Consider the following 23,977-nt stretch of genomic DNA (forward strand, 5'->3'; position numbering starts at 1 on the left):
GGAGACCTCCTCGTGGAGACCTTCATCCAGCATGCCCGTGGCCTGATGGCCCGAATCGCCGACCGGCGCGAAGAGCAAGAAACCTACGGCCGGCTCGCGGCCGGCCAGTCGCCCCTCGCCCTGTTCATCACCTGCTCCGACTCCCGGGTCGTACCGTCCCTGATCACCGGCGCGCGCCCCGGTGAACTCTTCGAACTGCGGACGGCCGGCAACGCCGTGCCCGTGTACCAGGAAGACATGGCGGCCTGCGCGGAGGCCGCGACCATCGAGTACGCGATGCGCGTACTGGGCGTGGCCGACATCGTGGTCTGCGGCCACTCGCACTGCGGCGCGGTCGGCGCCAAGGCCCGCGGCGAGGACCTGACCGGCGCACCGGCCGTGCGGGACTGGCTGACGCAGCAGCTTTCCGACCAACTCCCCAAGGACGAGGAACCGACGGTCGCCGCCGCGGTGCAACAGCATGTGCGGGAACAACTCGACCGGCTGCGCGGCTACCCCTGTGTACAGGAGCGGCTGACCGCCGGAGAGGTGAATCTGCACGGCTGGTTCTACGAGGTGCACACCGGCATGGTCGCGGCGCATCACCCGGCCTCCGATATGTTCCTCCCCCTGTGAAGGCGGGTTTGCCTCTCATGAAGCGATTCCCCTCCTTCCGGGCGGACTTCACCGCCTCTCTCGTGGTATTCCTCGTGGCCGTCCCGCTGTGCGTCGGGGTAGCGGTCGCCTCCGGTGTCCCGGCCGAACTGGGCCTGGTCACCGGTGTGGTCGGCGGACTGCTCACCGGTCTGCTGCCCGGCAGCAGCCTCCAGGTCAGCGGCCCCGCCGCCGGTCTGACGGTGCTGGTCTTCGAGGCCGTCAAGGAGTACGGCCTCGGCGCGCTGGGCGCGCTGGTGCTGGCCGCCGGAGTACTGCAACTGGCCATGGGTGCCCTCAAGTTGGGGCGCTGGTTCCGGGCGATTTCGGTCGCCGTCGTCCAGGGCATGCTGGCCGGTATCGGCCTGGTCCTGATCGCCGGGCAGCTCTACGCCCTCACGGACGCCAAGGCGCCGGGCAGCGGACTCGCCAACATCGGCGGACTGCCCGACCTGGTCGCCTCGACCGTACGGTCGGGGAGCGCGCTGGCCGCGCTCGCCATTGGTGCCGGCACCATCGCCGTCCTGGTGCTGTGGCCACGCTGGCGGAGCGCCGCCCGGATCCTCCCCGCGCCGCTGGCCGCGGTGGCGCTCGCGACCACCGCGGTGTGGGCGCTGGACATGCCCGTCGCACGGGTCGAGGTCAGCGGGCTGCTGGATGCAATCCAGCCACCCGGCCTCGACGACCTCGGGCAGCTCGGCAGCATCGGTGTGATCGGCACGGTCCTGGCCTTCGCGCTGATCGCGTCCGCCGAGTCCCTCTTCAGCGCCGCCGCGGTCGACCGGCTGCACGACGGGCCGCGTACGGACTACGACAAGGAGCTGATGGCCCAGGGTGCGGGCAATGCCGTCTGTGGTGTCCTGGGTGCCCTGCCGATGACCGCCGTCATCGTCCGCAGCGCCGCCAATGTGAACGCGGGCGCGAAGACCAAGGCCTCGCGGGTGATGCACGGTCTCTGGCTGCTGGTGTTCGCCGCGGCCTTCCCCGCGGCGCTGGGTGTGGTGCCGGTGGCCGCGCTGGCGGGCGTTCTGGTGCACGCGGGCTGCAAGCTCATCCCGCTGCGTGATCTGCGGCCGCTGTGGCGCGAACACCGCGGGGAGGCCGTTGTCCTCCTGGTCACCGCGATCGCGATCGTGACGATCAGCATGTTCGAGGGCGTGCTCATCGGTCTGCTGTTGGCCGTCGCGAAGACGGCCTGGGAGACCTCGCACATCCACCTCGACATCCAGGTCCCGAAGGACACGGCGGAGCCGGTGCAGGTGCGGGCCATCGGAAACGCCACGTTCCTGCGGCTGCCCAAGCTCCTCGACCAGCTCGAAACGCTGCCCGCGGACCGGGATGTGGAGCTCGACCTGAGCGGGCTGCGCCATCTCGACCACGCCTGTGGTGCCGCGCTGACGAACTGGGCCGAGCAGCATCGCCGGAGCACCCGCGAGGTGGAGCTGGTGTCCTGACCACGGGCTGCCCGCGCCGCCGGTTGGCGTGCGGGCAGCAGCCGTGAACTCCCTGCGCGCCGGCCACCGGTCCGGCTGTTCCCGTGCTCGCCGATGAGGCGCCCCGGGGCAGCCGCCGGTGGCCGGCGCAATTGGGCCACCCCGCGGGCCGGGACTCAGCCGCTTTCCACGTCCACCGTCGTCAGCCCTGCGTACGCCCGGGGCGCGCGGCGCCGGATGCGCAGTGCCACGCCCAGTCCGAGGGCGAAGACGAGCGGCAAGGGCGCCAGCAGGGCGAGATTCACGCCCGTTGACGCCTCGGTCAGCAGGCCGAAGTTGCGGCAGACCAGCACGATAAGGACGGCCAGACCGGCGCAGGCGGTCAGCGGTGCGGCCACCACCCGCCAGGCCGGCAGCCCGCGGCGGTCGCGCCGGAAGAAGCCGTATACCGCGAGGGCGGCGAGTGTCTGCAGCAGCATGATGCCGACGATGCCGGTGCCGTTGCTCCACAGGAAGGTGACGGCGTACGGGTCCTGGCCGGAGACCAGCGTCGCGAGCACCACGACGAGGGCGATCGCCGACTGGAGCACGACGGCGGCGGCCGGGGACCGGTGCCGTGCGGTGACGGTGCCGAGGCGGCGGGGCAGCAGACGCTCCCGGCCGAGGGCGTAGAAGTAGCGGGTGGCGCCATTGTGGAAGGCGAGGGTGGCGGCGAAGGCGCTGGTGACGATGAGGAGTCGCATGGCGTCGGCGGCCCAGGCCCCGGCGAACCGTGCGGTGGCGGCGAAGACCATATCGGTTCCCGCGGCACCGTTCGCAACCGTCCCCGCCCGGTCCGCCCCGTAGGCGTTGAGGACCGTCCAGACCGTGAAGGTGTAGAAGAGCGCGAGAAATCCGACGGCGAGGTAGGTCGCCCGCGGCACCGAGCGCTCCGGCCGCCGCGCCTCCTCCGCGTAGACCGCGGTCGCCTCGAAGCCGATGAACGCGCCGACGGAGAGCACGAACATGCCGCCGGCGCCCGCCGTGCCGAGGTGCGCCGGGGAGAGCGCGCCGAACCCGGGGCCGTCGGGCCCGCCCCCGTGCGCGTACACCGCGGCCTCGAACACGAGCAGGATCAGCACTTCGAGGGCGAGCGCGACGGCGAGCACCTTGGCGCTGAGGGTCACTTTCAGACATCCGAGAACACCGATCGCGACGAGGCCTGCCAGCGCCCAGACCCACCAGGGGACCCGGACACCGGTCAGATCCTGGAACCCGGACTCGCTGAACCAGCCGAAGACCGCCAGCAGGGCGACTTCGATGGCGTTGTACGACAGCACGGCCACATATGCCGCGCCGACACCCGTCGCCCGGCCGAGCCCGCGCCCGATGTAGGCATAGAACGCACCGGCGTTGCGGACGTGGCGGCTCATCGCGGTGAAGCCCGCGGCGAAGACGATCATCAGCAGCCCGGAGAGGAGATAGCCCAGGGGTGCCGCCTGGCCGGCCATACCGATCGCCACCGGCGCCGCACCGGCCATCACGGTCAGCGGGGCCGCCGCGGCCACCACGAAGAAGACCAGGTCACCGGTGCCGATGGCGTTCCGTCCGAGGGTCTTGGCGGTGCGTGGCGAGGGGGCGGCGGAGGTGACCTTCGGGGTGCTCATGCGCGAGAACCGTAGGCGCGGCACCGCACGTGCGGAAGACCGCGCGCGAGGCACACCAGGGGCTCACCGGACACGACGGCGGAGCCCGGAAGATTGCGTCCGCCGCGGTTGTTGAGCCAAGGTCAGGGCCGTGGTGGGCGGCGCCGATGCCCCGTCCGCGCGCGATGCCACGCTGGTCTACAGAGAGGGACGGACAGCATGCCTCTTCAGGGTGAGTACGAGCCGAGCCCGGCGCAGTGGGTACGCGATCAGGTCGAGCTGTACGAGACCTCCGGCGGTGAGGAAGGCACGACGATGCGCGGCATGCCGGTCGTCATCCTCACCACCCGGGGCGCCAAGAGCGGCAAGATCCGCAAGAGCCCGCTGATGCGGGTGGAGCATGACGGGACGTATGCGGTGGTGGCCTCCATGGGCGGTGCGCCCCGGCATCCGGTGTGGTTCCACAATCTCGTGGCCGATCCCCGGGTGGAGCTGCAGGACGGCCCGGTGCGCCGGGACATGACGGCTCGTGAGGTCACCGGGACGGAAAAGGCCCTGTGGTGGGGGCGTGCCGTCGAGGCGTGGCCCGATTACGACGAGTACCAGAAGAAGACGGACCGCCAGATCCCGGTGTTCGTACTGGAACCGGCGGCCACGGCGCACTGACCTGCCGCCGGTCGACGCTCAGAGGGTCACCAGGGAGACCTCGGTGGCCTTGACGCTGGTCCATACGGACACGCCGTCCGCCAGCCCGAGTTCCAGTGCCGCCGAAGGGGTGATCTCGGCCACCAGGTCGGGGGCCTCGGACGAGGTGATGAGGACCCGCAGCCGGCTGCCCGCGGAGGTGAGTTCGCGGACGGTGCCCGGCCAGACGTTGCGGGGGCTGCCCGTGGGCCTGTCGAGGTGTACGGACACGGCCTCGGGGGCGATGATCGCCAGCGCCCGGGCACCCTCGGGGAGCGGGTCGGCGACGACCAGACGGCCGCCGTCGCTGAGGGCGAGGGCATCGCCGGCGGCGGTGCCCGGCCAGGCGTTACGGCCCAGCATCCGGGCGACCCAGGGCGAGCGCGGATGCCGGGTGACCTCGGCGGGCGGGGCGTCCTGGAGGGCGCGCCCGTCGTCGAGGACGAGGACGCGGTCGGCGAGCGAGACCGCTTCGACGGGGTCATGGGTGACGATCAGACAGACCCCGCCGAATTCCGCGAGATGGCCGCGCAGGGTGTGCCGTACCTGGGCGCGGGTGGTCTGGTCGAGTGCGGCGAGCGGCTCGTCGAGCAGCAGCAGACGGGGCCGGGCGGCCAACGCCCGTGCCAGGGCGACGCGTTGGGCCTGACCGCCGGAGAGCTGGGCGGGCTTGCGGTGCGCGAGGTGGCCGACGCCGAGCCGGTCGAGCCACCGCTGGGCCGTGCGGCGGGCGTGGGCACGCGGGGAGCCGTGGGCGCGCAGCCCGTAGGCGGTGTTGTTCAGGGCGGTCAGATGCGGGAAGAGCGCACCGTCCTGGGGGACCCAGGCGACACCGCGGCGGTGCGGGGGCAGCGCGGAGACGTCCGTGTCGCCGAGGCGGAGCGCGGCGCGGGCGCGCGGGGTGAGGCCGAGCAGGGCGCGCAGCAGGGTGGTCTTGCCGGCGCCGTTGGGTCCGACGACGGCGATGGTGGTGCCCGCATCGGCGTCCAGCGTCAGCCGGTTGAAGCCGGTGACCTCGGCGTGCAGCGGCCAGCGCTCCCGGTGCGCCGCGGGCGGCGGAACGGGGTCCTCGGTGACCGTGGCGGGCGGGGCCGGTGGGCCGGGGTCGTCGGCGGCGCGTACGGTGCGGGCCGCGCGGCCGGTGGTGGTGGCGCCGGTCCAGCGGCCGCGCAGACAGATCAGCACGGCCATGGCGATGACGAGCAGCAGCAGCGAGACCGAGGTGGCGGCTTCCGGGGAGTCCTGGAGCAGCAGATAGACCTGGAGCGGAAGGGTCTGGGTGGTGCCGGGCAGATTCCCGGCGAAGGTGATCGTCGCACCGAATTCACCGAGCGCACGGGCCCAGGTCAGCGCGGCACCGGCGGCAAGGCCGGGGGCGACCATGGGGAGGGTGACGGTGCGGAAGACCCGTACGGGAGAGGCCCCCAGGGAGGCCGCGGTCTCCTCGTAACTGGGGCGGAGTCCGGCGAGCGTGCCCTCCAGGCTGATGACGAGGAACGGCATCGCGACGAAGGTGGCCGCGACCACCGCGCCCGAGGTGTGGAACGGCAGCACGATGCCGAAGGTGTCCTCCAGCCAGGGGCCGAGCAGTCCACGGCGGCCGAAGCCGAGGAGCAGCGCGACCCCGCCGACGGTCGGCGGCAGCACCATCGGCAGCAGCACCAGCGACCGGACCAGCGCCTTGCCGCGGAAGTCGACCCGCGCCAGCAGCCAGGCCAGCGGTACGCCCAGCAGCAGCGCGAGCCCCAGTGCCCAGAAGGACACCAGCAGCGACAGCCGGAGCGCTTCGAGGACACCCGGACTGGTCAAGTGGGTGCCGATGTCGCTCCAGTTGGTGCGGGCGAGGATGCCGAGGAGCGGCAGCAGCAGAAAGGCGACGGCGACCAGCGCGGGCACGGCCAGCACGAGGGGGGTGCGGCTCCCGGGCGCGCGAAACCTGCCTGCCGGGGGCGGGGCGAGGGCGCGGGGGCGTCTCATCGGGGTTCCTCGGCTCGGGGCGGGCCGGGCGGTGCGCGCACGGGGCTGTCCACTCCCCCGAGCCGGACAGTCCCGTGCGCGCCGTACCGGATTACGGCTTCTGGAAGCCTGCCCGCTGCAGGATCTGCTGGGCCTCGGGCGTACTCAGCCACTTCACGAACGCGGCCGCGGCCTCGGCGTGCTGGGACATCTTCAGGGACGCGGCCGGGTAGGAGGCGACGGCGTTCTGCGCGTCGGGGATGTCGACGGCGTCGACCTTCTTCGGCGCGGTGGCGGCGTCCGTCTTGTAGACGAGACCGGCGTCGGCCTCGCCGAGCTCGACCTTGCTGAGCACCGCGCGCACATTGGGCTCCTGGGAGACCGGCTTGACGTTCAGCTTCTGAGCGTCCAGGACCTGCTTGCTGTAGCGGCCGACCGGCACCTGGGAGGCGGCCAGGACGACCTTCAGCTTGCCGTCGGCGAGGTCCTTGAGGCTGCCGATCTTCTTGGGGTTGCCCTCACCGGTGACGATGACCAGGCGGTTCTTGGCGATGACGGTGGGCGTGCCGACGTCCACCTTGATCCCGTCCATGGTCTTGGTATCGGCGGTGACCACGGCGTCGGCGGGGGCGCCCTCCCTGACCTGGGCGGCCAGCTCCTGGGATCCGGCGAACGAGAAGTTCACCTTGGTTCCCGGGTGGTCCTTCTCGTACACCGCACCGGCCTTCTTGAAGACATCGGTCAGCGAGGACGCGGCGAGCACGGTGAGGTCCGCCTTGGGGGCGGCGCCGCCGGACTTCTCGGCGCCCTTGTCCTTCTTGCCGTCGTCGTTGCCGCCGCAGGCGGCGAGCGGGACGAGCAGGGCGGCCGTGACGAGCGCGGCGGCGGCGCGGCGCGCGGTGAAGAGCTGGGACATGAGGCGGGACTCCTTGGAACCCGGGACGACGGATGTCGTCCGAGCGGATGGGAAAAGCCGCGCCGTGGACGGGCGACGCCGCTGAGATGAGGCAGCCGGCCGGTGGGGACGGTGGGGCGGATCGGCTGTGGTGCTACCGCGGTGGGGTCAGGTGCGGTCGATGTGCACGCTGGTGGACTTCACGCGTGCGGTGGCCTGCATGCCGACCTCCAGGCCCAGTTCCTCCACCGCTTCCCGGGTCAGCAGGGAGACCAGACGGTGCGGACCGGCCTGGATCTCGACCTGGGCGGCGACATCGCCGAGCGTGACGGCGGTGACGATGCCCGGGAAGGCATTGCGCGCGGAGGTGTACGAGGCGTCTTCCTCACCTGTGCCGTTCTGCGCCACCTCGATGGAGAAGGCGGCCAGATCACGACCGTCGATGAGGCGGCGGCCGCCGTCGTCGCGATGGGTCGCGACCTTGCCGGCGTCCGCCCAGCGGCGCGCGGTGTCGGGGCTGACGCCCAGCAGCCGCGCCGCCTGACCGATCGTATAGGACTGCATGTGCGACAAGATAGGCAACATTGGCTCGCATCTGCAATTCATAAGGCGAAGCTCTATAGCAAATGCCAGGCACCTTGGAGGAAGGGACGAAGCCCGGCGCATCCGGCCCCGGGCCCCCGACCACGGGGTCACTCCGCCCTGCACCGTTTTGCCCGGCACATCCGGACACCCCTCCCGCACCCGCACGGCATGCCCGGACGACCGCGCGGACCCTGACTAGAGTGCGGACCAGAGCAGGAGATACACCCCCATTCCCCGCCACTCTCGCGTTTCCACTCCCCCGGTGAGGCATGTCCATGAGCCTGAGCATCCGTAATCAGATTCCCGGCACCGTCGCCTCCGTCACCCCCGGCGAGGTCATGGCGACCGTCAAGGTCCGGCTGGACGGCGGGCAGGAGATCACCGCCGCGATCACCCGGGAGGCGGTGCGGGAGCTGGGCATCGCGGAGGGTTCCGCGGTGCGCACGCTGATCAAGTCCACCGAGGTCGCGCTCGCCACCGGCGCGGTCGAGGGCCTCAGCATCCGTAACCGGATCCCCGGCACCGTCACCGAGGTGGCCACCGGGGGCGCGATGGCCGGCGTCAAGGTGGCCGTCGCGGGTGGTGAGCTGACCGCGGCGATCACCAGGGACGCGGTCGAGGACCTGGGTCTGGCGGCCGGCTCCGAGGTCACCGCACTGATCAAGTCGACCGAGATCGCACTCGCCGCCTCCTGAGCCCGAGCCCCTCGAAGCCCCCGGGCCGATGGGGGCTCAGAATCTGCCCACCCCACGGCCGGGGGACAGATCGTGCGGCAGCTCTGGCAGGGCACAGGTCCCGAACCAGATGCCGGTCAGGGCGCTGATGTAGCGCGCTCCGCAGCGGTCGGAAGGCACCACGAGCTGGCTGCCCGCCTCATCGAGGGCGCGCCCGTCCATGGCCGTGGCCAGCAGGAACGGTGCGTCGCCGAAGTCCGCGTCGAGCTCCGCCCAGGACAGCACCGCGTGGTGTCCGTCCCCGCCCGTGACGGCCAGCAGATAGCGGGAGCGGTCCTTGCGCCGCCGGGCGTCGAAGGCCGGGCCCGCCGCGTCGATGACCTCCCGCAGCAGGGGCCCCTCGAAGGTGTGGTGCCGCGGCCCGTTCGTGGCGCAGTCGAAGACCACCGCGGCCCGCCGCTGCGGCCACCGCTCCCGCAGGTCCGCGACGGTCAGTGCGAGCGGACGCCGCAGCTGACCGCGGATCAGAAAGCGCCGGTGGCCGGCGGGGGCGGCATCCCCGGGGCCCGGGCGCACGGCTGTGGTGCGGGACGGCGGGCCGGGTCGGCTCATTCGAGACCTCCTTGAGGCGATCCACGCGACGGCTGCCTCCCTGTGATGCCCGACCGGCCCGCCCCCGAACCACGGATGCCACCCTGTTGTGCCATCTCACCTTGCTGAAGTGAGGCAAAGGGAATCAAGAGGGCAGCATCTCCGGCACGGGGTGGGACGGGGGCCGAGGCCATCGGGGGACCGGCCGCACCTTGTCGGAATCGTCCCGTCGCCGACGGCAGGGTCTGGGTAACCAACCGAGAACACTATGACCTTGATCGTCTGGCATTTACCATGCAGGAAGTCACCTTCGCCTGGTGAATGTGAGATGCCGGGGTCCGTGCCCGGCAGCCGCCCAAGGAGCCAGCACATGCACGACCACGATCTCCTCCAGCTCGACTCGCCCGATCCGGGCGGGTGCGCCACCGGTCATGAGGGGCGAGCGGAGAGCGCCGGCGAGATACCGCACACCGCCGGATGTCCGGCCGCGGACGCGTTGGTGGCGCTGGCCGCGGGCGGCCCGGCCGAGGGTGCGGCGCTCGATGCCGCGCTGCGCGCCTGCGGTCTGCCCCCTTCCGGTCCGTACCGGGTGGTGGTGGCCACGACGGTCCGCGAGGAGCGCGGGCCGGCGGTGAGCGCGCTGGCGGAGGCGCTGCGGTGCTCCCCCGGTGAGCCGTTCGCTGCCGGGCGGCTCCCGGGCGGTGAGGCGGTCGCCCTCGTCCCGGTGGACCCCGACGCCGAGCGGCGGCTGTCGCTCGGCGAGCTGTGGCCGACGTTGTACGCCGAGGGGCCGCAGACACCGCTGCATGCCGGGATCAGCGGCCCGGTGCGCGCCCCGGAAGGCATCAACTCCGCGCTGGGACAGGCGCGTTACGCACTGAAGGTGTCCCGTGCGCAGGCCCCGGACCGGGCCCGGGTGACCGCTGTCGAGGACCTCGGCACCCTGGGTGCCCTGCTCGCCGGGGTTCCCGCCGAGGTCCGTACGGCCTTCAGCACCCGGGTGCTGGGTCCGCTGGCGCGCGGCGGCGGCTCGCACCGGATGCTCGTGGAGACGCTGGAGATCTTCCTCGCGCATCACGGGTCCTGGGCGCGGACGGCCGCGGCGCTGCAACTGCATGTGAATTCGGTGCACTACCGCATCCAGCGCATCGAGTCGCTGACCGGCCGCGATCTGTCCCGGCTGGAGCACAAGCTGGATCTACAGGCGGCGCTGCTCTGCCGCTGAACGGCGCGCGCGGCCGGGCCGGGCGGCCCGTCAGCGCCCGGCGGCCGGTTCAGAGGTCGATATGCACATGGGTGGACTTCACCCGGGCGGTGGCGGTCACCCCGACCTCGATGCCCAGTTCCTCGACCGCCTCGCGGCTGACCACGGACACCAGCCGGTGCGGTCCGGACTGGATCTCGACCTGGGCGAGCACATCGTCGAGGGTCACCCGGGTCACGATCCCCGCGAAGGAGTTCCGTACGGAGGTCAGCACCTCGCCCGGCACCGGATACAGGCCCGCGGCGCGCTCCTTGGCGAACGCCGCCAGGCTCACCCCGTCGAGCACACGGTTTCCCGTGCCGTCCCGTTCCATCCGCAGCTGGCCGCCATCCGCCCAGCGGCGGACCGTCTCCGCGCTCACACCCAGCAGCCCCGCTGCCTGACCAATGCTGTACGTCGGCACCCCCGCACTCTAGGGCAGCGGCCGGGGCGGCCCGTTACTGCCTGCTGCCCTCGTGCGGTCCTTGCTCCGGGGGAGCCGCCGGGACGGAGCAACGGGGTGTCAGGGTGCGGGGTCGGTGGCTACCGGGCGGCGGCTCGGCGGGCCGGCCGGGGGCGGCGTCCACTCGACCATTTCCTCCAGCGCCGGGAGCGCGTCGTACAGCAGCCGCTGCCGGTCGGGGGCCAGCCGGCCGATGCGCTCGGCGAGCAGGCCGGTGGTTTCCCGGCGTACGGCGCGCAGCAGCGCCAGCCCGTCGTCGTTGAGGCTGATCAGGCTGGCGCGCTGGTCCGCCGGGTCGGGGCGGCGGGCGATCCAGCCGCAGGTGTCGAGCAGATCCACCATGCGGGAGGTGGTGGACAGCGCGATGTGCATCCGTGCGGCGAGTTCGCCGATGCGCAGCGGGCCGTGGGCGGCGAGCGCCGCGAGGGCGGCGGTGCGGCTGGGGGTGAGGTCGCGGTGCGGGCTCCGGCCGCGGATCAGCGGCAGCAGTTGCTGGAGCACCGCGCGCAGCCGTCCGGCCAGTTCCGCCGGTTCGGTCCGGGACGGCGACGGCTGCTCGGCCGAGGTGTCGGGCTGCTCCATCACGGGCTCCTGGGGTGCGGTGGGGGCGGGGGTGGCGGCGAGGGCGCGCCGGTTTTCGCTGTGCCGGTGCTGGTGGGCGTGCCGATGCCGGTGGCCGTGCCGGGTCCGGCGGCGGCTGTGGGCCCGGGCTTCCCGGCCGCCGCCGTTGTGACGGGTGCCGGTGCCTGCCTCGTCCCCGTACGGGCCCGGTCGTCGTCATGGACGTACCGTCCGCCGCGCAGCAGCGAGGCGACGGCGGCGATCAGACAGGCGGCGGTGGCGAAGCCGAAGGCGACGGTCAGGCCGTCGGAGAAGGGCTGGGAGATCAGCTGGGGGAAGAACTCCCGGCCGGTCAGATACGCGGCACGATCGGGCGGGAGCCGGTCGAGCACCTGGGGTCCCAGGAGGGTGCGGACCGGGTTGTAGCCCAGGAGGGAGGCGAACAGCACGCCCACCGGCGGCAGCGCGGCGATCTTCGCGGCATCGGCCACGGGGACTCCCTGGGCGGTCAGACCGCTGGTGAGGGCACGGGGCAGGGTCCCGGCCAGACCCGCGATCATCAGGGAGAAGAAGATCCCGATGGACAGCACCATGGCCGAGTTCTGGAAGGTGGTGCTGATCCCGGCGCCCACCCCGCGCTGGTCCGGCGGCAGGCTGTTCATGACGGCGGCGCGGTTGGGGGCGGCGAACAGGCCCATGCCGATGCCGTTGAGCAGCAGGATCAGCGCGAAGCTCGGATAGCCGAAGTCGACCGGGAGGGCCTGCAGCGCCAGGAACGTACCGGCCGCGAGCAGCATCCCGCCGGTGGCGAAGGTCCGGGCCCCGAAGCGGTCCGACGCCCATCCGGAGACCGGCCCCGCCACCAGGAAGCCCAGCGTCAGCGGCAGCATGTAGATGCCGGCCCACAGCGGGGTCTCGGTGAAGCCGTAGCCGTGCCGGGGCAGCCAGATGCCCTGCAGCCAGATGATGAGGAGGAACATCAGGCCGCCGCGGCCGAGCGAGGCGAGCAGACTGGCGAGATTGCCCGCGGTGAACGCGCGGATCCGGAAGAGCCCGAGCCGGAACATCGGCGCCGGCACCCTGGTCTCGACGACACAGAAGACGGCCAGCAGCAGCACTCCGCCCGCCATCGTGGCGAGGACGGCGGGGTTGCTCCAGCCCATGGTGTGCCCGCCGTAGGGCTGGATGCCGTAGGTGATCCCCGCGAGCACGGCGATCAGACCGGCCGCGAAGGTGAGGTTGCCCCACCAGTCGGGCCGGGCCGGGGTGCGGATGCCGGTGTCCCGCAGCTTCCGATACGCCCAGACGGTGCCGAACACCCCGAACGGCACCGACACCAGGAAGACCAGCCGCCAGTTGACGGGCCCGAGCAGCCCGCCGAGCACCAGCCCGACGAACGAGCCGGTGATGCCCGCGACCTGGTTCAGGCCGAGGGCGAGGCCGCGCTGCCGGGCGGGAAAGGCATCGGTGAGGATCGCGTTGGAGTTCGCCATCAGCATCGCGCCGCCGACCCCCTGCAGGACCCGCATGGCGATCAGCCAGAGCGCGCCGGCCGTGCCGTGCTGCCAGGTCACCGACAGCAGCACGGAGAACACGGTGAAGACGGCGAAGCCCAGGTTGTACATCCGGGTCCGGCCGTACATGTCGCCGAGCCTGCCGAAGCTGACCACCAGTACGGCGGTGACGACCAGATAGCTCATGATCAGCCACAGCAGCAGTCCGGTGTTGCCGGGCCGGAGCGGGTCCACGCCGATGCCCCGGAAGATGTCGGGCAGCGCGATGAGCATGACCGACATATTGATGGTGGCGATCAGCACGCCCAGGGTCGTGTTCGACAGGGCGACCCATTTGTAGCGCGGCCCCGGCGCACGGCGCGGCAGCGGGCCGGCCATGGCCCGGCGGCGGTCCTCAGCAGCGGTTCTTCCCACGGGACACCCACTCCCACCGGGACATTCACTTGGCTACATTTACTTGCTTGACTTCAACCAATTTTACCCCTTTTGTGCGGGGTCCGGCGGGGCGGAACCGAGGCTGCGCCTGCCGGGCAGGGTGAAGCCGGGCGCCACCTGTCGGGCCGGAGCGGCATGGACCGCTGGAAGGGAGCACGGGGTCCGCGCGCGCCGCGGTGCCGCAGCGGGAGAGCCCGCTTCCACCCCGCAGGTCTCGCCTCGGCACCTTCCGCGGCGCCGTCCGTGAGGGCCGTCCGTGCCGCGTGCGTGCATCCGAACAGAGCAGTGCGATCCGCCATCAGCGGGTCTTCCTCACACTTGGCGCAATCGCCGAGTACCTCCGCCTGCCTGGCCCGGCACCTGACCATCTGCTTTGCCCGTCAAGGGAGTTGGGGTTCACCGGACCCGCTGAACACCCATCACACCCACCCGAAAGATTACGATTTGCACCATTTCTCCCCTTGCGCCCGAATTATCACGATGTGAATCTGGTATCCCATTCGTCGAAGGAGTTGATCGCATGGTTACGGATCGCACAGCGCCGGTCGAGACGGCTGCCCTGGCCGCCGAGGTCGAGGGACTGCTTGAACCCGCCGAGGCCGACGGTGTTTTCCGCGATACCCGCGAGTGTGGAGGTGCGCTGCTGCTGGCCGCGCTGCTCCTGATCTCGCCCCCCACCCCCCGGCCCAAGACTGACGTCCGCTGAGGCTGAAGGGGAAAGCGTTGGCTGAACAGACGCAGGGAGCAGTCCCGCTGAGCGCTGTGATTGCCGATGCCGCAACCGGGGTCGCCCTCGCCCTGCGGGGTGAGGGCGACCCTTATGCGTTGTCCGGCATCTTGCGGCAGAGCGATGCACTGGCTCCGGCCGCCATCCGGGTGCTCGGCGCCGATGCACTCGCGCCGTACGCAATGGACCACATCGGGTCGCCCGTTGGCGCGGACGACGAAGCGGTGGTCCGGCAGGCGCTCGCGGCCTATCCGCCGGGAGCGGACGCCTCGGAGGTCTCGGTGTGGAGCTACCGGGGCCTGGTCGAGGCCTCGCATGCGTTTCTCCCCGGAAGCGCACCGCACTGGCCGCAGCCGCCCGAGGCCGCGGCCGGATGGGTCGACCACGACCCCTGGCCCAAGCTCTCTCATCGGGTGTCTCAGCTCGCCGCGCTCGCCCTGCCCGGGCTGGCGCCCGGTCTCGCCGAGCAGCTGGCCACCCGCACCGACGATCTGGCCCGCGGCTTCGTCCGGGCGGTCCGCCGCCGGGACTGGCTGCAGGCGGCCGGTCTGGGCCGCTGGCTCGCCCGGCTGCCCGAGGCACCGCAGACCCTGGGGCTCGACAGCGGGCTGGCGTTCGTCCGCCAAATGGGTGGCGGTGATCCCCGGGTGACGCTGCATGCCGTGGCCGCACAGCGCTTCTACGGACGGGGTTGGTGACCGGGGGCCGGGGCGACCCCGGGCTGTTGGACCGGATGGTCCGCGACAGCCTGGGGTGGCTGGACGAGGCGCGCCCCTTCTTCCGCCTGCCCCCGAACGTGACCACGGACGCCGATCCCAATCTGACCCTCAAACCACTCGGTGAGCTGGCCGAACTGACCCAGCTGATCGGAGTGCTGCACCCGCGGGACGACATCCGGCAGACGGCCCGCGGCCTCTTCGCGTTCGCCTGGAACGAGACCCGCGACGGTGAGCTGTTCGCCGAGCTGATCCGCGGTGAGCCGTTCGCCACCTATCCGGTGGAGCTCTACGGGGTCTTCGCCCAGGCCGGGCTGCGCCATGCCGAGGCCGATGCGCTGACGCGGACCACGACGCGGCTGCGCGGCTGGCGGGTGGCCCGTGAGGACCACACCCGTACGCTCGGCGTGCTCAACGCGGAGCGGCGGACCGGCCTGCGCCAGCACGCCGACTTCGGCTCCGTGCTCGCCCTGACCGGTCTCGGCCGGCTGCCGGAGCCCTGGGCGCTGGACCGCAAGGCGGCGTACGGCATCACCCACGACGTCTTCCACCTCACCGACTGGGGGCGCAACCGGCAGCGGCTGTCCCCCGAACTCGCCGACTACCTGCGGCTGTGGGTCCCCTCCTGGCTGGAGAACTGGCTGGAGGAACAACTGTGGGACCTGGTGGGCGAGTTGCTGGCCGTGACGGCCTGTCTGCCCGCGGCTCCCTACGAAGCGGTGGCCTGGCAGCGGCTGGCCGGCGCCCAGGCGGCCGACGGCAGTGTGCCCGAGCTGGGTGCCGCACCGTCCACGGGCGACCGGGCCGAGGCGTTCACGGCCTGCTACCACTCCACCCTGGTGACCGCGTTCGCCGCCACCCTCGCCCGTATCGCCTCCGACGAGGCCGAGGCCGGTCCCCCGGCCGGGAACGCGGCGATGGCGGGCGGGCGGACCACTCCCTGCGAAAGCGAGACTGCCCCGTGACCGTGACGGCCGCATCCCCCGCCCTGCTGCACGGTGTCGGCGACCGGGCCCTGAGCTGGCTCGACGACCACCGTGAGCACTTCCGGCTGACCCCCGACGACTTCGCCAGCAATGGCGCGGTCGTCGAGCGGCTCAAGCCCATCGGGGAGCTGGCGCTCAATATGCATGTGCTCTTCCGGGAGGGCGTGGCCGGCTCCCGGCAGAAGGAGCGGGCCGGGAAGCTGCTGGACTTCGCCTGGCGGGAGCTGCTGGACGGCGGCAACGTACTGGCCCGGCTGCAGCACGACGAGCCGATCTCCCCGGTGCCCCTGGAGGTCTATGCGACCTTCCACGAACTGGGCCACCGTCATCCGGGGCTGGAGTCCGCGCTGGAGGTGTGCCGGCGCACCACCACCTGGACGGCGCTGGAGATGATGCCCAACCGGCGGCTCGGTGTGCTCAACGCGGAGCGCAAGCTCGGCCTGCCGCCCAGCAGCGACTTCGACCAGGCGGTGGCGCGCACCTGGCTGGGGCAGCTGCCGGAGCCGTGGACGGTGCAGCTGCACATCGCCTACGACCTCACCCACACCGTCTTCCACCTGACCAATTGGGGCGAGGCCCCCGAGCGCATCCCGCCGGCCATCGCCGACTACCTGACGCGCTATCTGCCCGCCTGGATGGAGGACTGGGCGGACCTCGAACACTGGGATCTGCTCGGCGAACTCCTCGTCGTCGACGCCTGCCTGCCGCTGCCCACCCTGGACGCGGAGCTGTGGGAGCGGTACGCCGCCGCGCAGTCGGCCACCGGCGCGATGCCCATCCAGCGCCGGATGCCGCAGGGCGACGCCGCGCGGGTCTTCGATCTGGTCCACCACCCCACCCTGGTCGCCGCGTTCGCCTCCGCGATGGCCACTTCCCGGGCCCTGTCCGCCGTCGGATGAGCCCCGACCGCCCCGGACCCGCGCTCGCCGACCGTCTCGCGGACGCGGTCACCCTGATCGACGCCCCGGACATCGTGCTGGCCGTCACCCGGCGCGGCCGGCGGACCGTGATGACCGGCGGTTCGGCCATGGCACCGCCCACGCCCCGTCATGCCCTGCGCTACGAGCTGGGGTCGCTGTCCAAGACCTTCACCGTGCTGCTGCTCGCCGAACTGGCCCGGACCGGTGTGCTGTCCCTGGACGATCCGCTCGTCGCCCACCTGCCGGACCTGCCGCTGCCGCATCCGACCTCACGCCGGATCGCCCTGCGGCATCTGGCCACCCACACCTCCGGGCTGCCGCGGATCCCCGCCGATCTGATCGCCGGTGCGCTGGTGCACCCGTACGCCAATGGCTATGCCCGCTACGACACGGAGCGTCTGCTGCACACCTTCGCCCGGACCCGGCCGCGGAACGAGCCGGGCACCCGCTGGCGTTACTCCAACTTCGGGCTGGCGCTGCTCGGCCCGGCCATGTCCCGTGCGGCGGGTGCCGGCTACCCCGCTCTGCTCACCGACCGGGTGCTGAGCCCCCTCAAGCTCACCGACACGACCCTGGGCCCGGGCACCACCGGCACCGACGCCATCGGCCACCGGACCAATGGGGTGACGCCGGTGCGCAGCGCCGACATGGGAGCCTTCATCGCCGCCGGGTCGGTCCGTGCCACCCCCGGTGATCTGCTCACCTATCTCGAAGCGCACCTCTCCCCCGGGGAGACACCACTGGCCGGGCCGCTGCGCGATGTCCAGGTGCCGCAGCTGCGCCGCGGCTGGCGGAAGCGCGACACCCATACCCTGACGTGGTATCAGCACCCCGCCGCGCGCGGGCCGCTGCTCTTCCATGTCGGGGCGACCTTCGGCCAGCAGGCGTTCCTCGGCTACCACCCGGCGTCGCACACCGGCCTGGTCGCGCTGGCCACCCGCCGCGGCCGCACCTGCCACATGATCAACACCGCCTACGAGCTGCTGTACACGCTGGCCGCCGACCCCTCGCCCTGAACCGGGCCTCGCCGCCGGTCACAGATCGCCCGCCAGGATCCGCGCGAGCGAGGTCCCGGGGCGTTCCTCGCTGGCCCGGTGGAAGAGCTCCGTATACGCCTCGTCGCCGATCGCCGCCCGGGCCCGCTGCTCGCACTCCTCGCGTACGGCGCGCAGTTCCGGGGTGCCGCGCTGCGGATGTCCGACCGTGCGCCAGATGGCCTGGCCGCTGCCGTAGACGCGGGCGGCCGCGGCGCCGTCGCCCTGGGCCGCGACCGCGGCCGCGAGCAGATCCAGGCCGAGCGCGATCCCGAATTTGTCGCCGATGCCCTGCTTGGCCGCGAGCATCGCGCGGGCGTGGTCCGCTGACTCCTCGGGGCGGCCCTGGAACAGCGAGATCAGGGAGAGCTGGTAGTCGGTGTAGGAGCGGGTCCAGTATTCGCCGCGCTCCACACAGCCGCGGCGCAGTGCGGTCGCCTCGGCGCGGGCCCGGGCCAGCTCCCCCAGGCCGGTGAGCGCGAAGATCTGTACGAGATGGCAGCGCAGCCGCCCGGGAGAGTCGAAGGGGTCGTACGGCGGCGGGCCCAGCACCTGTTCCGCGACGGTGTGTGCGGACATCGGGCGGCCGGCGATGAGATGGGTGAGGCCGATAAGGTAGCCGGCCGCGAGTACCGCCTCCGCGTCGTCGGACGTCCGCGCGGCGCGGGCGCACTCCCCGCCCAGGGCGTCGGCCAGCGCCAGATCACCCTGGAGCAGTACGGCGACGCCGAGCGCCCACAGCGCCCGGGTGCGGGCCGGGCTCGGGGCCGGCTGCGCGGCGAGGGCGCGGGCCACGTAGTTGCGGGCCTCGTGCAGATGGCCGCAGCAGCTCCAGAAGAGGCTGATCGAGGCGCTGAGTTCCTGGGCGCGTTCCGGGTCGGTGACCAGGAGGTGGTCCAGTGCGGTGCACAGGTCGACATGGGCGTCGGCGACCCGGCGGTACCAGCTGACCTGTTCGGGCCCCAGCCAGCCCAGCTCGGCGCGGCGGCCGAAGTCGGCGAAGTGCGCGGCGTGCCGGTCGGCGAGCGCGGTCATCTCGTCCAGCTCGGCCAGCCACATCCGGCCGTACTCGCGCAGGGTGTCGAGCATGCGGAAGCGTGTGCCCTCGCGGGTGAGCACCGACTTGGCGGCCAGGGTGGCCAGCGTGCTGCGTACCTCTGGTCCGGTGAGCGGTCCCCCGGCGCACACGGCACTGGCGGACTCCTCGTCGAAGGTGCCGCGGAAGACGGAAAGCCGGGCCCACAGCAGCCGTTCCAGCGGTGCGCACAGCTCATGGCTCCAGCCGATGGCGCAGCGCAGGGTCCGGTGCCGCGGCAGCCGTACCGGTCCGTCCGCCGGGTCGAGGGCGTCGAAGCGGGAGGTGAGCCGCTCGGCGATCCGCTCGACGGAACTGTGCGCCAGCTGGGCGCCGGCCAGCTCCAGGGCCAGCGGGATGCCTTCCAGGCGGCGGCAGATGACGGCGGCGGCCTCCGCGTCCAGCGGGGTGGTGAGCCGTAGTCCGGGGGCCGCGGCGCCGGCCCGTTGGGTGAACAGGGTCAGGGCGTCGTTGCCGCCGGTGAACGGCAGCGGACCGATCTCGGTGGTCCACTCGCCGACGAGGTCCAGCGGCTGTCTGCTGGTGACCAGCACGGTCACGGAGGGGGCGGCGGTCAGCAGATCTCCGAGGAGGTCACGGCAGGCGTCGACGAGATGTTCGCAGGAGTCCAGCACCAGCAGCAGCCGTTTGTCGGCGAGCCATTCGCACAGCGCAGCCACCGGTGTCCGCGCCGTGTGGTCGGCCAGGCCGACGGCATCGCAGACGCTGGCCACCAGCAGCCCGTCCCCCTGCAAGGGCCACAGATCGGCCCAGCAGACCCCGTCGGGAAACCGGGCCGCCGCCGCACGCGCGGCCCGCATCGCGATCCGGGTCTTGCCCACGCCACCGGGGCCGGTCAAAGTGATCAGCCGGTGCTCCGTCAACTCGTTGTCGATCCGCCGCAGTTCGGCCTGCCGGCCGACGAAGCTGGTCGACTCCTCGGGAATGTTGCTCGCCACCGGCCCAGTTTGCCCCAGCCGAGGCGTCCGGCGGTCCGGTGGTGGCAGCGGGCCGGGGCGCGAGGTTGACGGCCGGCCGCCGGGCCGGGGCGTTCTCCGTCAGGGCGTGACGACGGGGAAGGTGGGATGCGGCGTGCTGAGCAGGCCCAGGAGCTGGTGCAGCGCCCCCGACTCGCCGTTCTGGGCGGCGTCCCCCGGTCCCTGGCCGGTGAGCAGGCCGAGCAGCTGGGACTTGGTGAGGGTGAGGGTGAGATCGGGGGTGCGGTCCTCGGACGGGGTGGGGACACCGGGCGCACTGACGTAGGTGAGGGCCCCGTGGGAGAGCGTCAGCTGCCAGGTGCGGTCCTCTTCGGGGAGGTAGAGGTCGAGGGTGAGCGCGGTGGACCAGGCCCGGGGGCCGTCGACGCGGATGGCGAGGGAGTCGATGAGCTGGTCGACGGTCAACGCCATCGCGATGTCGGGGTGGACGGTGCCCGGCGCCGCCTCGGCGAGACTGCCGCGCAGTTCCATGGCGCCGGTGAGGTAGACGTTGCGCCAGGTGCCGTTCTCGCAGCCGTAGCCCAGCCGTTCGTAGACGAGGGCCAGTGCGCGGCGGGCGCGGAGGTTCTGCGGGGCGGCGAAGACGGCATGGTTGAGGAGGGTGGCGGCGAACCGCAGATCGCCGTCGGCGGCGTACCGCTTGCCCGCGTCCACCGTGGCCTCGACGCCGCCCAGGGTGTCCACATAGCGTCGGGCCTGTTCGGCCGGCGGATGCTCCCACAGATGGGCGGGGTTGCCGTCGAACCAGCCCAGGTAGCGCTGGTAGATCCCCTTGACGTTGTGGCTGAGCGAGCCGTAGTAGCCGTGGTGGGCCCAGACCCGCTCCAGGCCCGGCGGCAGCCGCAGCTCCTCGGCGATCTCGGCGCCGGTGAGCCCCTCGTTGAGCAGCCGCAGCGTCTGGTCGTGCAGGTAGGCGTACAGATCACGCTGGTTGGCCAGCAGGGCCCTGACGCGGTCCTTGCCCCAGGTCGGCCAGTGGTGGGAGGCGAAGGCGACCTCGGCCTCGTCGCCGAAGAGGGCGAGCGCCTCGCCCAGGTGGCGGGACCAGGCCCGGGCGTCACGGACGGCACCGCCGCGCAGCGTCAGGATGTTGTGCATGGTGTGGGTGGCGTTCTCGGCCAGGCAGAGGGCCTGGTGCGCCGGGAAGCAGAAGTTCATCTCCACGGGTGCCTCGGTGCCCGGGGTGAGCTGGAAGACGATGCGTATACCGTCGACGATCTCCTCCTGGCCGGTGCGGGTGATGTCGACGGTCGGCGGGATGAGGGTCACGGTGCCGGTGGAGTGGGCGGCGCCCAGGCCGCAGCCGATCTGGCCGTCCGGCCCCTTGGGGAGCTCCGACCCGTACATGTAGACGGCGCGCCGGGTCATCGCCGTACGGGCGTAGATGCCCTCGCTGACCGCGTGCTCCAGGAAGCCGGCCGGTGCGAGCACCGGCACGGGGTGGTGGCCGGGCGGCAGCACACCGCGTCCGCCGCCGAAGTGCGCACCGTGCGAGTGGGTGTAGATCAGGCCGGTGACCGGCCGGTCGCCGCGGTATTTGCGGTAGAGCTCCAGGGCCGCGGCGGCGGTCTCGATGGAGAGCAGCGGGTCGATGACGATGACACCGTGGTCGCCTTCGACCAGCGTCATATGGGAGAGGTCCAGACCACGGGCCTGGTAGATACCGTCGGTGACCTCGTACAGACCCTGCCGGCTCACCAGCCGGCCCTGCCGCCAGAGGCTCTCGTTGGCGGTGTCGGGGCAGTTTCCGGCCAGGAAGCCATAGGCCTCCGCGTCCCAGATCACCCGGCCGTCGTCCGCGGTGACCTGGGGCGGGTCGAGCGCGGCGATGAAGCCACGGTCGGCGTCGGCGAAGTCTTCGTGGTCATCCACGGGTACAGCGGTCACGGGGCGCTACCTCTCCGGGGCGACGGGCCACAGTCGGAAGACCCATGTCACCGATTTAACCCAATGTGCCGGGTTGTCGCATGCGTGCGGGCGCCCGCCGGGCCCGCCCGCGGGCGCCCCACTGCCGCCTCACACCGGCGCGGCCTCGATGACGCTGAAGCGGCTGGGCTCCGGGAGCCGGGTGACCGTACGGATCTCGAAGCCCGCGCCACGGCACAGCTGCGCGAAGTCGTCCCGGGTGCGCTCCCGGCCGCCGACGTTGACCAGCATGTTGAGGTCACTGAGGTAGACGACCCCGGACACCGAGGCATCGACCACGGGCGGCAGCACCGGCTCGACGATCAGCAGGCGGCCGCCGTCGGGGATGACCCGGCGGCAGTGGCGGAGGATGTCCGTGCACTGCGCGTCGTTCCAGTCATGGATCACGCTCTTGAGGAGGTACACGTCGGCGCCCACGGGGGCGGTGGCGAAGAAGTCCCCCGCCACGAGGGAACAGCGGTCCGCCAGCCCCTCGCGCGCCAGCTTGGTACCGGCCTGGGCGAGGCCCTCCGCGCTGTCGAAGAGGATGCCGCCGAGCGACGGATGGGCCTGCAGGATCGCGGCGAGCAGGGTGCCGTCACCGCCCCCGATGTCGGCCACGGTCGTGAAGCGGCCGAAGTCGAAGGCCGACGGCAGTACGGCGGCGGTGTCGCGGGTGCCGTCGCTCATCGCGGCGTTGAAGTCGGCGGAGAGTTCCGGCTGTTCGGCGAGGTGGCCGAAGAAATCCTTGCCGAAGACCGCGTCGAAGGAGGTCTCGCCGGTACGCACACTCTCGTCCAGCCGCTCCCAGGCGCGGAGCATGGTGGGGTCGCTGAACATCCGGACGAAGGAGTGCAGCGACCGGTGGCCGTCACTGCGCAGCAGGGCGCCGGCCGGGGTGACGGTGAAGGTGCCGCCGGCCCGCTCGTCGAGCAGTCCGAGACCGGCCAGCGTCCGTAACAACCGGCCCATGGCCTGCGGGTGGGCCGCGCACTCCGCCGCCAGTTCGTCCGCGGTCCGCGCGCCGTCGGCGATCTGATCGACGACCCCCAGCCGGACGGCGGCGCCCACCGTGTAGGTCGCCATCGCTCCGCAGGCGATCTGGACCAGGGTCCCCCGGGCCTCGTCCGACGGCTGGTTCTCGTGCGGCATGATGCGACACCTCTCTGGTCAACGGCGTTACGGGTAGGGCGGGACAGGGCACAACAACGCAGGCGGCACTGCACCCTTGACGCTCTAGTTAGGTAACCCTAACTTCGCGCGATCATCGGAGCAATGCCCCTGCTCCCCTTCGCCCTGCCTCCACGGCGCGGCCGTCCGCACGACCGGGAGAGGAGGGACACCCCTGTCCCCGCACCACGACCGCGCCTTCGGCGAGCTCACCGAGCTGTTCCGGCACGATGCCGCCCCGCACCCCCGCCCCCGTCCGCCCTTACGCCACCCGGCCCGCCCACGTCCGCACCACCGCTTCGCCTGGCTGGCACCGGCCGTGGCGGCCTGCACCCTGGCCGCCGGTATCGCGCTGGCCCATGGCCTGCTCCTCGCGAGCGGGCTGGTGCTGGCCGGGCTGCTGGGGCAGCTCTCCGCCATCGGCCGCGACCGTCGCGACTAGGACCTGCCGGACCCTGATCCACCGGACAGGCCCTGGCGCCGCACACCGCACCGCCCGCCCGCACACAGCCGCCGGTCACCTGCCCTCATGGGAGGCAAGCAACCGGCGGCTTTTCACGCCCCCGTGGGGAGCGCGGTCAGGTGCCGCGGCGGCTCTTCGACGCTGCGGCGACACACATGGCGCCGAGCAGGAAGGTCAGGACACCGATGATGACGTTGTTCCAGATCACGCCGGCGTCCGGAGCGCTGCCGACGATCCACGGCGAGATGATCATCCACACGCCGATCGCGCACATCGCGCCGCTCAGGCCGTACATCCGCTCAGGAGTCACGGTGAAGCCGACCGCCATCAGGGCGATCGCGAGACCGAGAATGAGGTTGTGGGCCACGAGCGCCGGCTGTGCGGCGGCGAAGTGGAGAACCCACGGTGAGACGGCGCAGTACAGGCCGACCAGGAGCACAGGTCCGTCGACGAGCACGACATCACGCCCGCCGAGCACCCGCTCATACCGTGCCTGCATCTCAGTAGCGTCGGGGTGACCTGCGAGATCTCCCCTGGGGTGTGAGACGTCGGCCATGCGACTCGCCTCCTTCGTTCGCAAGCCTGGCCGTTCCGCGTGGCATCGGGCCGCGCACCTTTATTCTGCGCTTATGTCGCCTTTATGTGTAGATGAAGGGGCAGGTGAATTTTAAAGCTTTACCGCCGCACCGCT

General features: G+C 72.0%; 23 protein-coding genes. 11 read left to right on the top strand and 12 right to left on the bottom strand.

Features of this window, described 5'->3' with window-relative positions:
* The first annotated feature begins 12 nt into the window (after positions 1-12).
* The gene (locus NUT86_RS04920) at positions 13-615 is read left to right on the top strand and encodes a carbonic anhydrase (RefSeq protein WP_274733656.1); all 603 of its coding nucleotides are present in this window, start codon (positions 13-15) and stop codon (positions 613-615) included.
* Between the two features lie 17 nt (positions 616-632).
* The gene (locus NUT86_RS04925) at positions 633-2,087 is read left to right on the top strand and encodes a SulP family inorganic anion transporter (protein ID WP_159490979.1); all 1,455 of its coding nucleotides are present in this window, start codon (positions 633-635) and stop codon (positions 2,085-2,087) included.
* 155 nt (positions 2,088-2,242) lie between these two features.
* On the opposite strand, the gene NUT86_RS04930 is transcribed toward NUT86_RS04925, so the two are convergent.
* A complete protein-coding gene (locus tag NUT86_RS04930) occupies positions 2,243-3,712 on the bottom strand; it encodes an APC family permease (RefSeq protein ID WP_274733659.1) in 1,470 nt (489 codons plus the stop codon).
* Between the two features lie 198 nt (positions 3,713-3,910).
* Here NUT86_RS04930 and NUT86_RS04935 point away from each other — a divergent pair, with 198 nt between their 5' ends.
* Entirely contained in the window at positions 3,911-4,357 is a 447-nt protein-coding gene (locus NUT86_RS04935; protein WP_018091713.1) for a nitroreductase family deazaflavin-dependent oxidoreductase, read from the top strand.
* A gap of 18 nt (positions 4,358-4,375) precedes the next feature.
* On the opposite strand, the gene NUT86_RS04940 is transcribed toward NUT86_RS04935, so the two are convergent.
* The 3 genes from NUT86_RS04940 to NUT86_RS04950 all read right to left on the bottom strand — a co-directional run bounded on the left by NUT86_RS04940 (position 4,376) and on the right by NUT86_RS04950 (position 7,790).
* Positions 4,376-6,352, bottom strand: a complete 1,977-nt coding sequence (locus tag NUT86_RS04940) for an ABC transporter permease (RefSeq protein WP_274733662.1) — start codon at positions 6,350-6,352, stop codon at positions 4,376-4,378.
* 91 nt (positions 6,353-6,443) lie between these two features.
* Positions 6,444-7,247, bottom strand: a complete 804-nt coding sequence (modA, locus tag NUT86_RS04945) for a molybdate ABC transporter substrate-binding protein (RefSeq protein ID WP_274733663.1) — start codon at positions 7,245-7,247, stop codon at positions 6,444-6,446.
* Between the two features lie 147 nt (positions 7,248-7,394).
* Positions 7,395-7,790, bottom strand: coding sequence for a TOBE domain-containing protein (locus tag NUT86_RS04950; protein WP_093640075.1), 396 nt, complete (start codon positions 7,788-7,790; stop codon positions 7,395-7,397).
* Between the two features lie 296 nt (positions 7,791-8,086).
* Between NUT86_RS04950 and NUT86_RS04955 the strand changes: the two genes are divergently transcribed.
* The gene (locus NUT86_RS04955; RefSeq protein WP_018091709.1) at positions 8,087-8,506 is read left to right on the top strand and encodes a TOBE domain-containing protein; all 420 of its coding nucleotides are present in this window, start codon (positions 8,087-8,089) and stop codon (positions 8,504-8,506) included.
* A gap of 36 nt (positions 8,507-8,542) precedes the next feature.
* On the opposite strand, the gene NUT86_RS04960 is transcribed toward NUT86_RS04955, so the two are convergent.
* Positions 8,543-9,097, bottom strand: coding sequence for a molybdopterin-dependent oxidoreductase (locus NUT86_RS04960; RefSeq protein ID WP_274733666.1), 555 nt, complete (start codon positions 9,095-9,097; stop codon positions 8,543-8,545).
* Positions 9,098-9,446: 349 nt separating this feature from the next.
* Between NUT86_RS04960 and NUT86_RS04965 the strand changes: the two genes are divergently transcribed.
* Positions 9,447-10,301: a PucR family transcriptional regulator gene (locus NUT86_RS04965; protein ID WP_274733668.1), complete on the top strand. Its 855-nt coding sequence runs from the start codon at positions 9,447-9,449 to the stop codon at positions 10,299-10,301.
* Between the two features lie 49 nt (positions 10,302-10,350).
* Here the strand turns inward: NUT86_RS04965 and NUT86_RS04970 are convergent, their stop codons facing one another.
* The 3 genes from NUT86_RS04970 to NUT86_RS04980 form a co-directional block, all read right to left on the bottom strand.
* The gene (locus NUT86_RS04970) at positions 10,351-10,743 is read right to left on the bottom strand and encodes a TOBE domain-containing protein (RefSeq protein ID WP_018091706.1); all 393 of its coding nucleotides are present in this window, start codon (positions 10,741-10,743) and stop codon (positions 10,351-10,353) included.
* 99 nt (positions 10,744-10,842) lie between these two features.
* Entirely contained in the window at positions 10,843-11,364 is a 522-nt protein-coding gene (locus NUT86_RS04975; RefSeq protein WP_266442005.1) for a MarR family winged helix-turn-helix transcriptional regulator, read from the bottom strand.
* Positions 11,364-13,235 carry an MFS transporter gene (locus NUT86_RS04980; RefSeq protein WP_274740377.1) on the bottom strand — a complete coding sequence of 624 codons (1,872 nt, stop codon included), beginning with the start codon at positions 13,233-13,235 and terminating at the stop codon, positions 11,364-11,366. The genes NUT86_RS04975 and NUT86_RS04980 overlap by 1 nt, the downstream gene beginning before the upstream one ends.
* A 577-nt stretch (positions 13,236-13,812) precedes the next feature.
* Here NUT86_RS04980 and NUT86_RS04985 point away from each other — a divergent pair.
* The 5 genes from NUT86_RS04985 to NUT86_RS05005 are packed head-to-tail and all read left to right on the top strand — an operon-like array spanning position 13,813 to position 17,657.
* Complete coding sequence (locus NUT86_RS04985) at positions 13,813-13,998, top strand: hypothetical protein (protein ID WP_018091704.1); 186 nt, start codon at positions 13,813-13,815, stop codon at positions 13,996-13,998.
* Positions 13,999-14,015: 17 nt separating this feature from the next.
* Complete coding sequence (locus tag NUT86_RS04990) at positions 14,016-14,717, top strand: hypothetical protein (protein WP_229838366.1); 702 nt, start codon at positions 14,016-14,018, stop codon at positions 14,715-14,717.
* Entirely contained in the window at positions 14,714-15,700 is a 987-nt protein-coding gene (locus NUT86_RS04995) for a DUF6895 family protein (protein ID WP_274733673.1), read from the top strand. Before NUT86_RS04990 ends, NUT86_RS04995 begins: the two co-directional genes overlap by 4 nt.
* A complete protein-coding gene (locus NUT86_RS05000) occupies positions 15,697-16,620 on the top strand; it encodes a DUF6895 family protein (RefSeq protein ID WP_018091701.1) in 924 nt (307 codons plus the stop codon). The genes NUT86_RS04995 and NUT86_RS05000 overlap by 4 nt, the downstream gene beginning before the upstream one ends.
* Positions 16,617-17,657: a serine hydrolase domain-containing protein gene (locus NUT86_RS05005; RefSeq protein WP_274733675.1), complete on the top strand. Its 1,041-nt coding sequence runs from the start codon at positions 16,617-16,619 to the stop codon at positions 17,655-17,657. The genes NUT86_RS05000 and NUT86_RS05005 overlap by 4 nt, the downstream gene beginning before the upstream one ends.
* A gap of 18 nt (positions 17,658-17,675) precedes the next feature.
* Here NUT86_RS05005 and NUT86_RS05010 read toward each other — a convergent pair whose 3' ends face one another.
* The 3 genes from NUT86_RS05010 to NUT86_RS05020 all read right to left on the bottom strand — a co-directional run bounded on the left by NUT86_RS05010 (position 17,676) and on the right by NUT86_RS05020 (position 22,805).
* A complete protein-coding gene (locus NUT86_RS05010; RefSeq protein WP_018091699.1) occupies positions 17,676-19,709 on the bottom strand; it encodes an ATP-binding protein in 2,034 nt (677 codons plus the stop codon).
* A gap of 99 nt (positions 19,710-19,808) precedes the next feature.
* Positions 19,809-21,635 (bottom strand): alkyl/aryl-sulfatase, encoded by a 1,827-nt coding sequence (locus NUT86_RS05015; protein ID WP_274733679.1) that lies wholly within the window; start codon positions 21,633-21,635, stop codon positions 19,809-19,811.
* 129 nt (positions 21,636-21,764) lie between these two features.
* Complete coding sequence (locus tag NUT86_RS05020) at positions 21,765-22,805, bottom strand: methyltransferase (RefSeq protein ID WP_274733681.1); 1,041 nt, start codon at positions 22,803-22,805, stop codon at positions 21,765-21,767.
* Positions 22,806-23,142: 337 nt separating this feature from the next.
* Between NUT86_RS05020 and NUT86_RS05025 the strand changes: the two genes are divergently transcribed.
* Positions 23,143-23,265, top strand: a complete 123-nt coding sequence (locus tag NUT86_RS05025; RefSeq protein WP_266441979.1) for a hypothetical protein — start codon at positions 23,143-23,145, stop codon at positions 23,263-23,265.
* Positions 23,266-23,401: 136 nt separating this feature from the next.
* Here NUT86_RS05025 and NUT86_RS05030 read toward each other — a convergent pair whose 3' ends face one another.
* The gene (locus NUT86_RS05030; protein WP_026169986.1) at positions 23,402-23,842 is read right to left on the bottom strand and encodes an SPW repeat protein; all 441 of its coding nucleotides are present in this window, start codon (positions 23,840-23,842) and stop codon (positions 23,402-23,404) included.
* Positions 23,843-23,977: the final 135 nt, after the last annotated feature.

The organism is Streptomyces sp. G7(2002) (assembly GCF_028870195.1).
Classification (GTDB): Bacteria; Actinomycetota; Actinomycetes; order Streptomycetales; family Streptomycetaceae; genus Streptomyces; species Streptomyces nigrescens.

Excerpts from the sequence above, each read along its gene's own strand:
- NUT86_RS04925 (WP_159490979.1), top strand. The coding sequence starts at position 633 with ATGAAGCGATTCCCCTCCTTCCGGGCGGACTTCACCGCCTCTCTCGTG.
- NUT86_RS04930 (WP_274733659.1), bottom strand. The coding sequence starts at position 3,712 with ATGAGCACCCCGAAGGTCACCTCCGCCGCCCCCTCGCCACGCACCGCC.
- NUT86_RS04935 (WP_018091713.1), top strand. The coding sequence starts at position 3,911 with ATGCCTCTTCAGGGTGAGTACGAGCCGAGCCCGGCGCAGTGGGTACGC.
- NUT86_RS04940 (WP_274733662.1), bottom strand. The coding sequence starts at position 6,352 with ATGAGACGCCCCCGCGCCCTCGCCCCGCCCCCGGCAGGCAGGTTTCGC.
- modA (WP_274733663.1), bottom strand. The coding sequence starts at position 7,247 with ATGTCCCAGCTCTTCACCGCGCGCCGCGCCGCCGCCGCGCTCGTCACG.
- NUT86_RS04950 (WP_093640075.1), bottom strand. The coding sequence starts at position 7,790 with ATGCAGTCCTATACGATCGGTCAGGCGGCGCGGCTGCTGGGCGTCAGC.
- NUT86_RS04955 (WP_018091709.1), top strand. The coding sequence starts at position 8,087 with ATGAGCCTGAGCATCCGTAATCAGATTCCCGGCACCGTCGCCTCCGTC.
- NUT86_RS04960 (WP_274733666.1), bottom strand. The coding sequence starts at position 9,097 with ATGAGCCGACCCGGCCCGCCGTCCCGCACCACAGCCGTGCGCCCGGGC.
- NUT86_RS04965 (WP_274733668.1), top strand. The coding sequence starts at position 9,447 with ATGCACGACCACGATCTCCTCCAGCTCGACTCGCCCGATCCGGGCGGG.
- NUT86_RS04975 (WP_266442005.1), bottom strand. The coding sequence starts at position 11,364 with ATGGAGCAGCCCGACACCTCGGCCGAGCAGCCGTCGCCGTCCCGGACC.
- NUT86_RS04980 (WP_274740377.1), bottom strand. The coding sequence starts at position 13,235 with ATGGCCGGCCCGCTGCCGCGCCGTGCGCCGGGGCCGCGCTACAAATGG.
- NUT86_RS04985 (WP_018091704.1), top strand. The coding sequence starts at position 13,813 with ATGGTTACGGATCGCACAGCGCCGGTCGAGACGGCTGCCCTGGCCGCC.
- NUT86_RS05005 (WP_274733675.1), top strand. The coding sequence starts at position 16,617 with ATGAGCCCCGACCGCCCCGGACCCGCGCTCGCCGACCGTCTCGCGGAC.
- NUT86_RS05020 (WP_274733681.1), bottom strand. The coding sequence starts at position 22,805 with ATGCCGCACGAGAACCAGCCGTCGGACGAGGCCCGGGGGACCCTGGTC.
- NUT86_RS05030 (WP_026169986.1), bottom strand. The coding sequence starts at position 23,842 with ATGGCCGACGTCTCACACCCCAGGGGAGATCTCGCAGGTCACCCCGAC.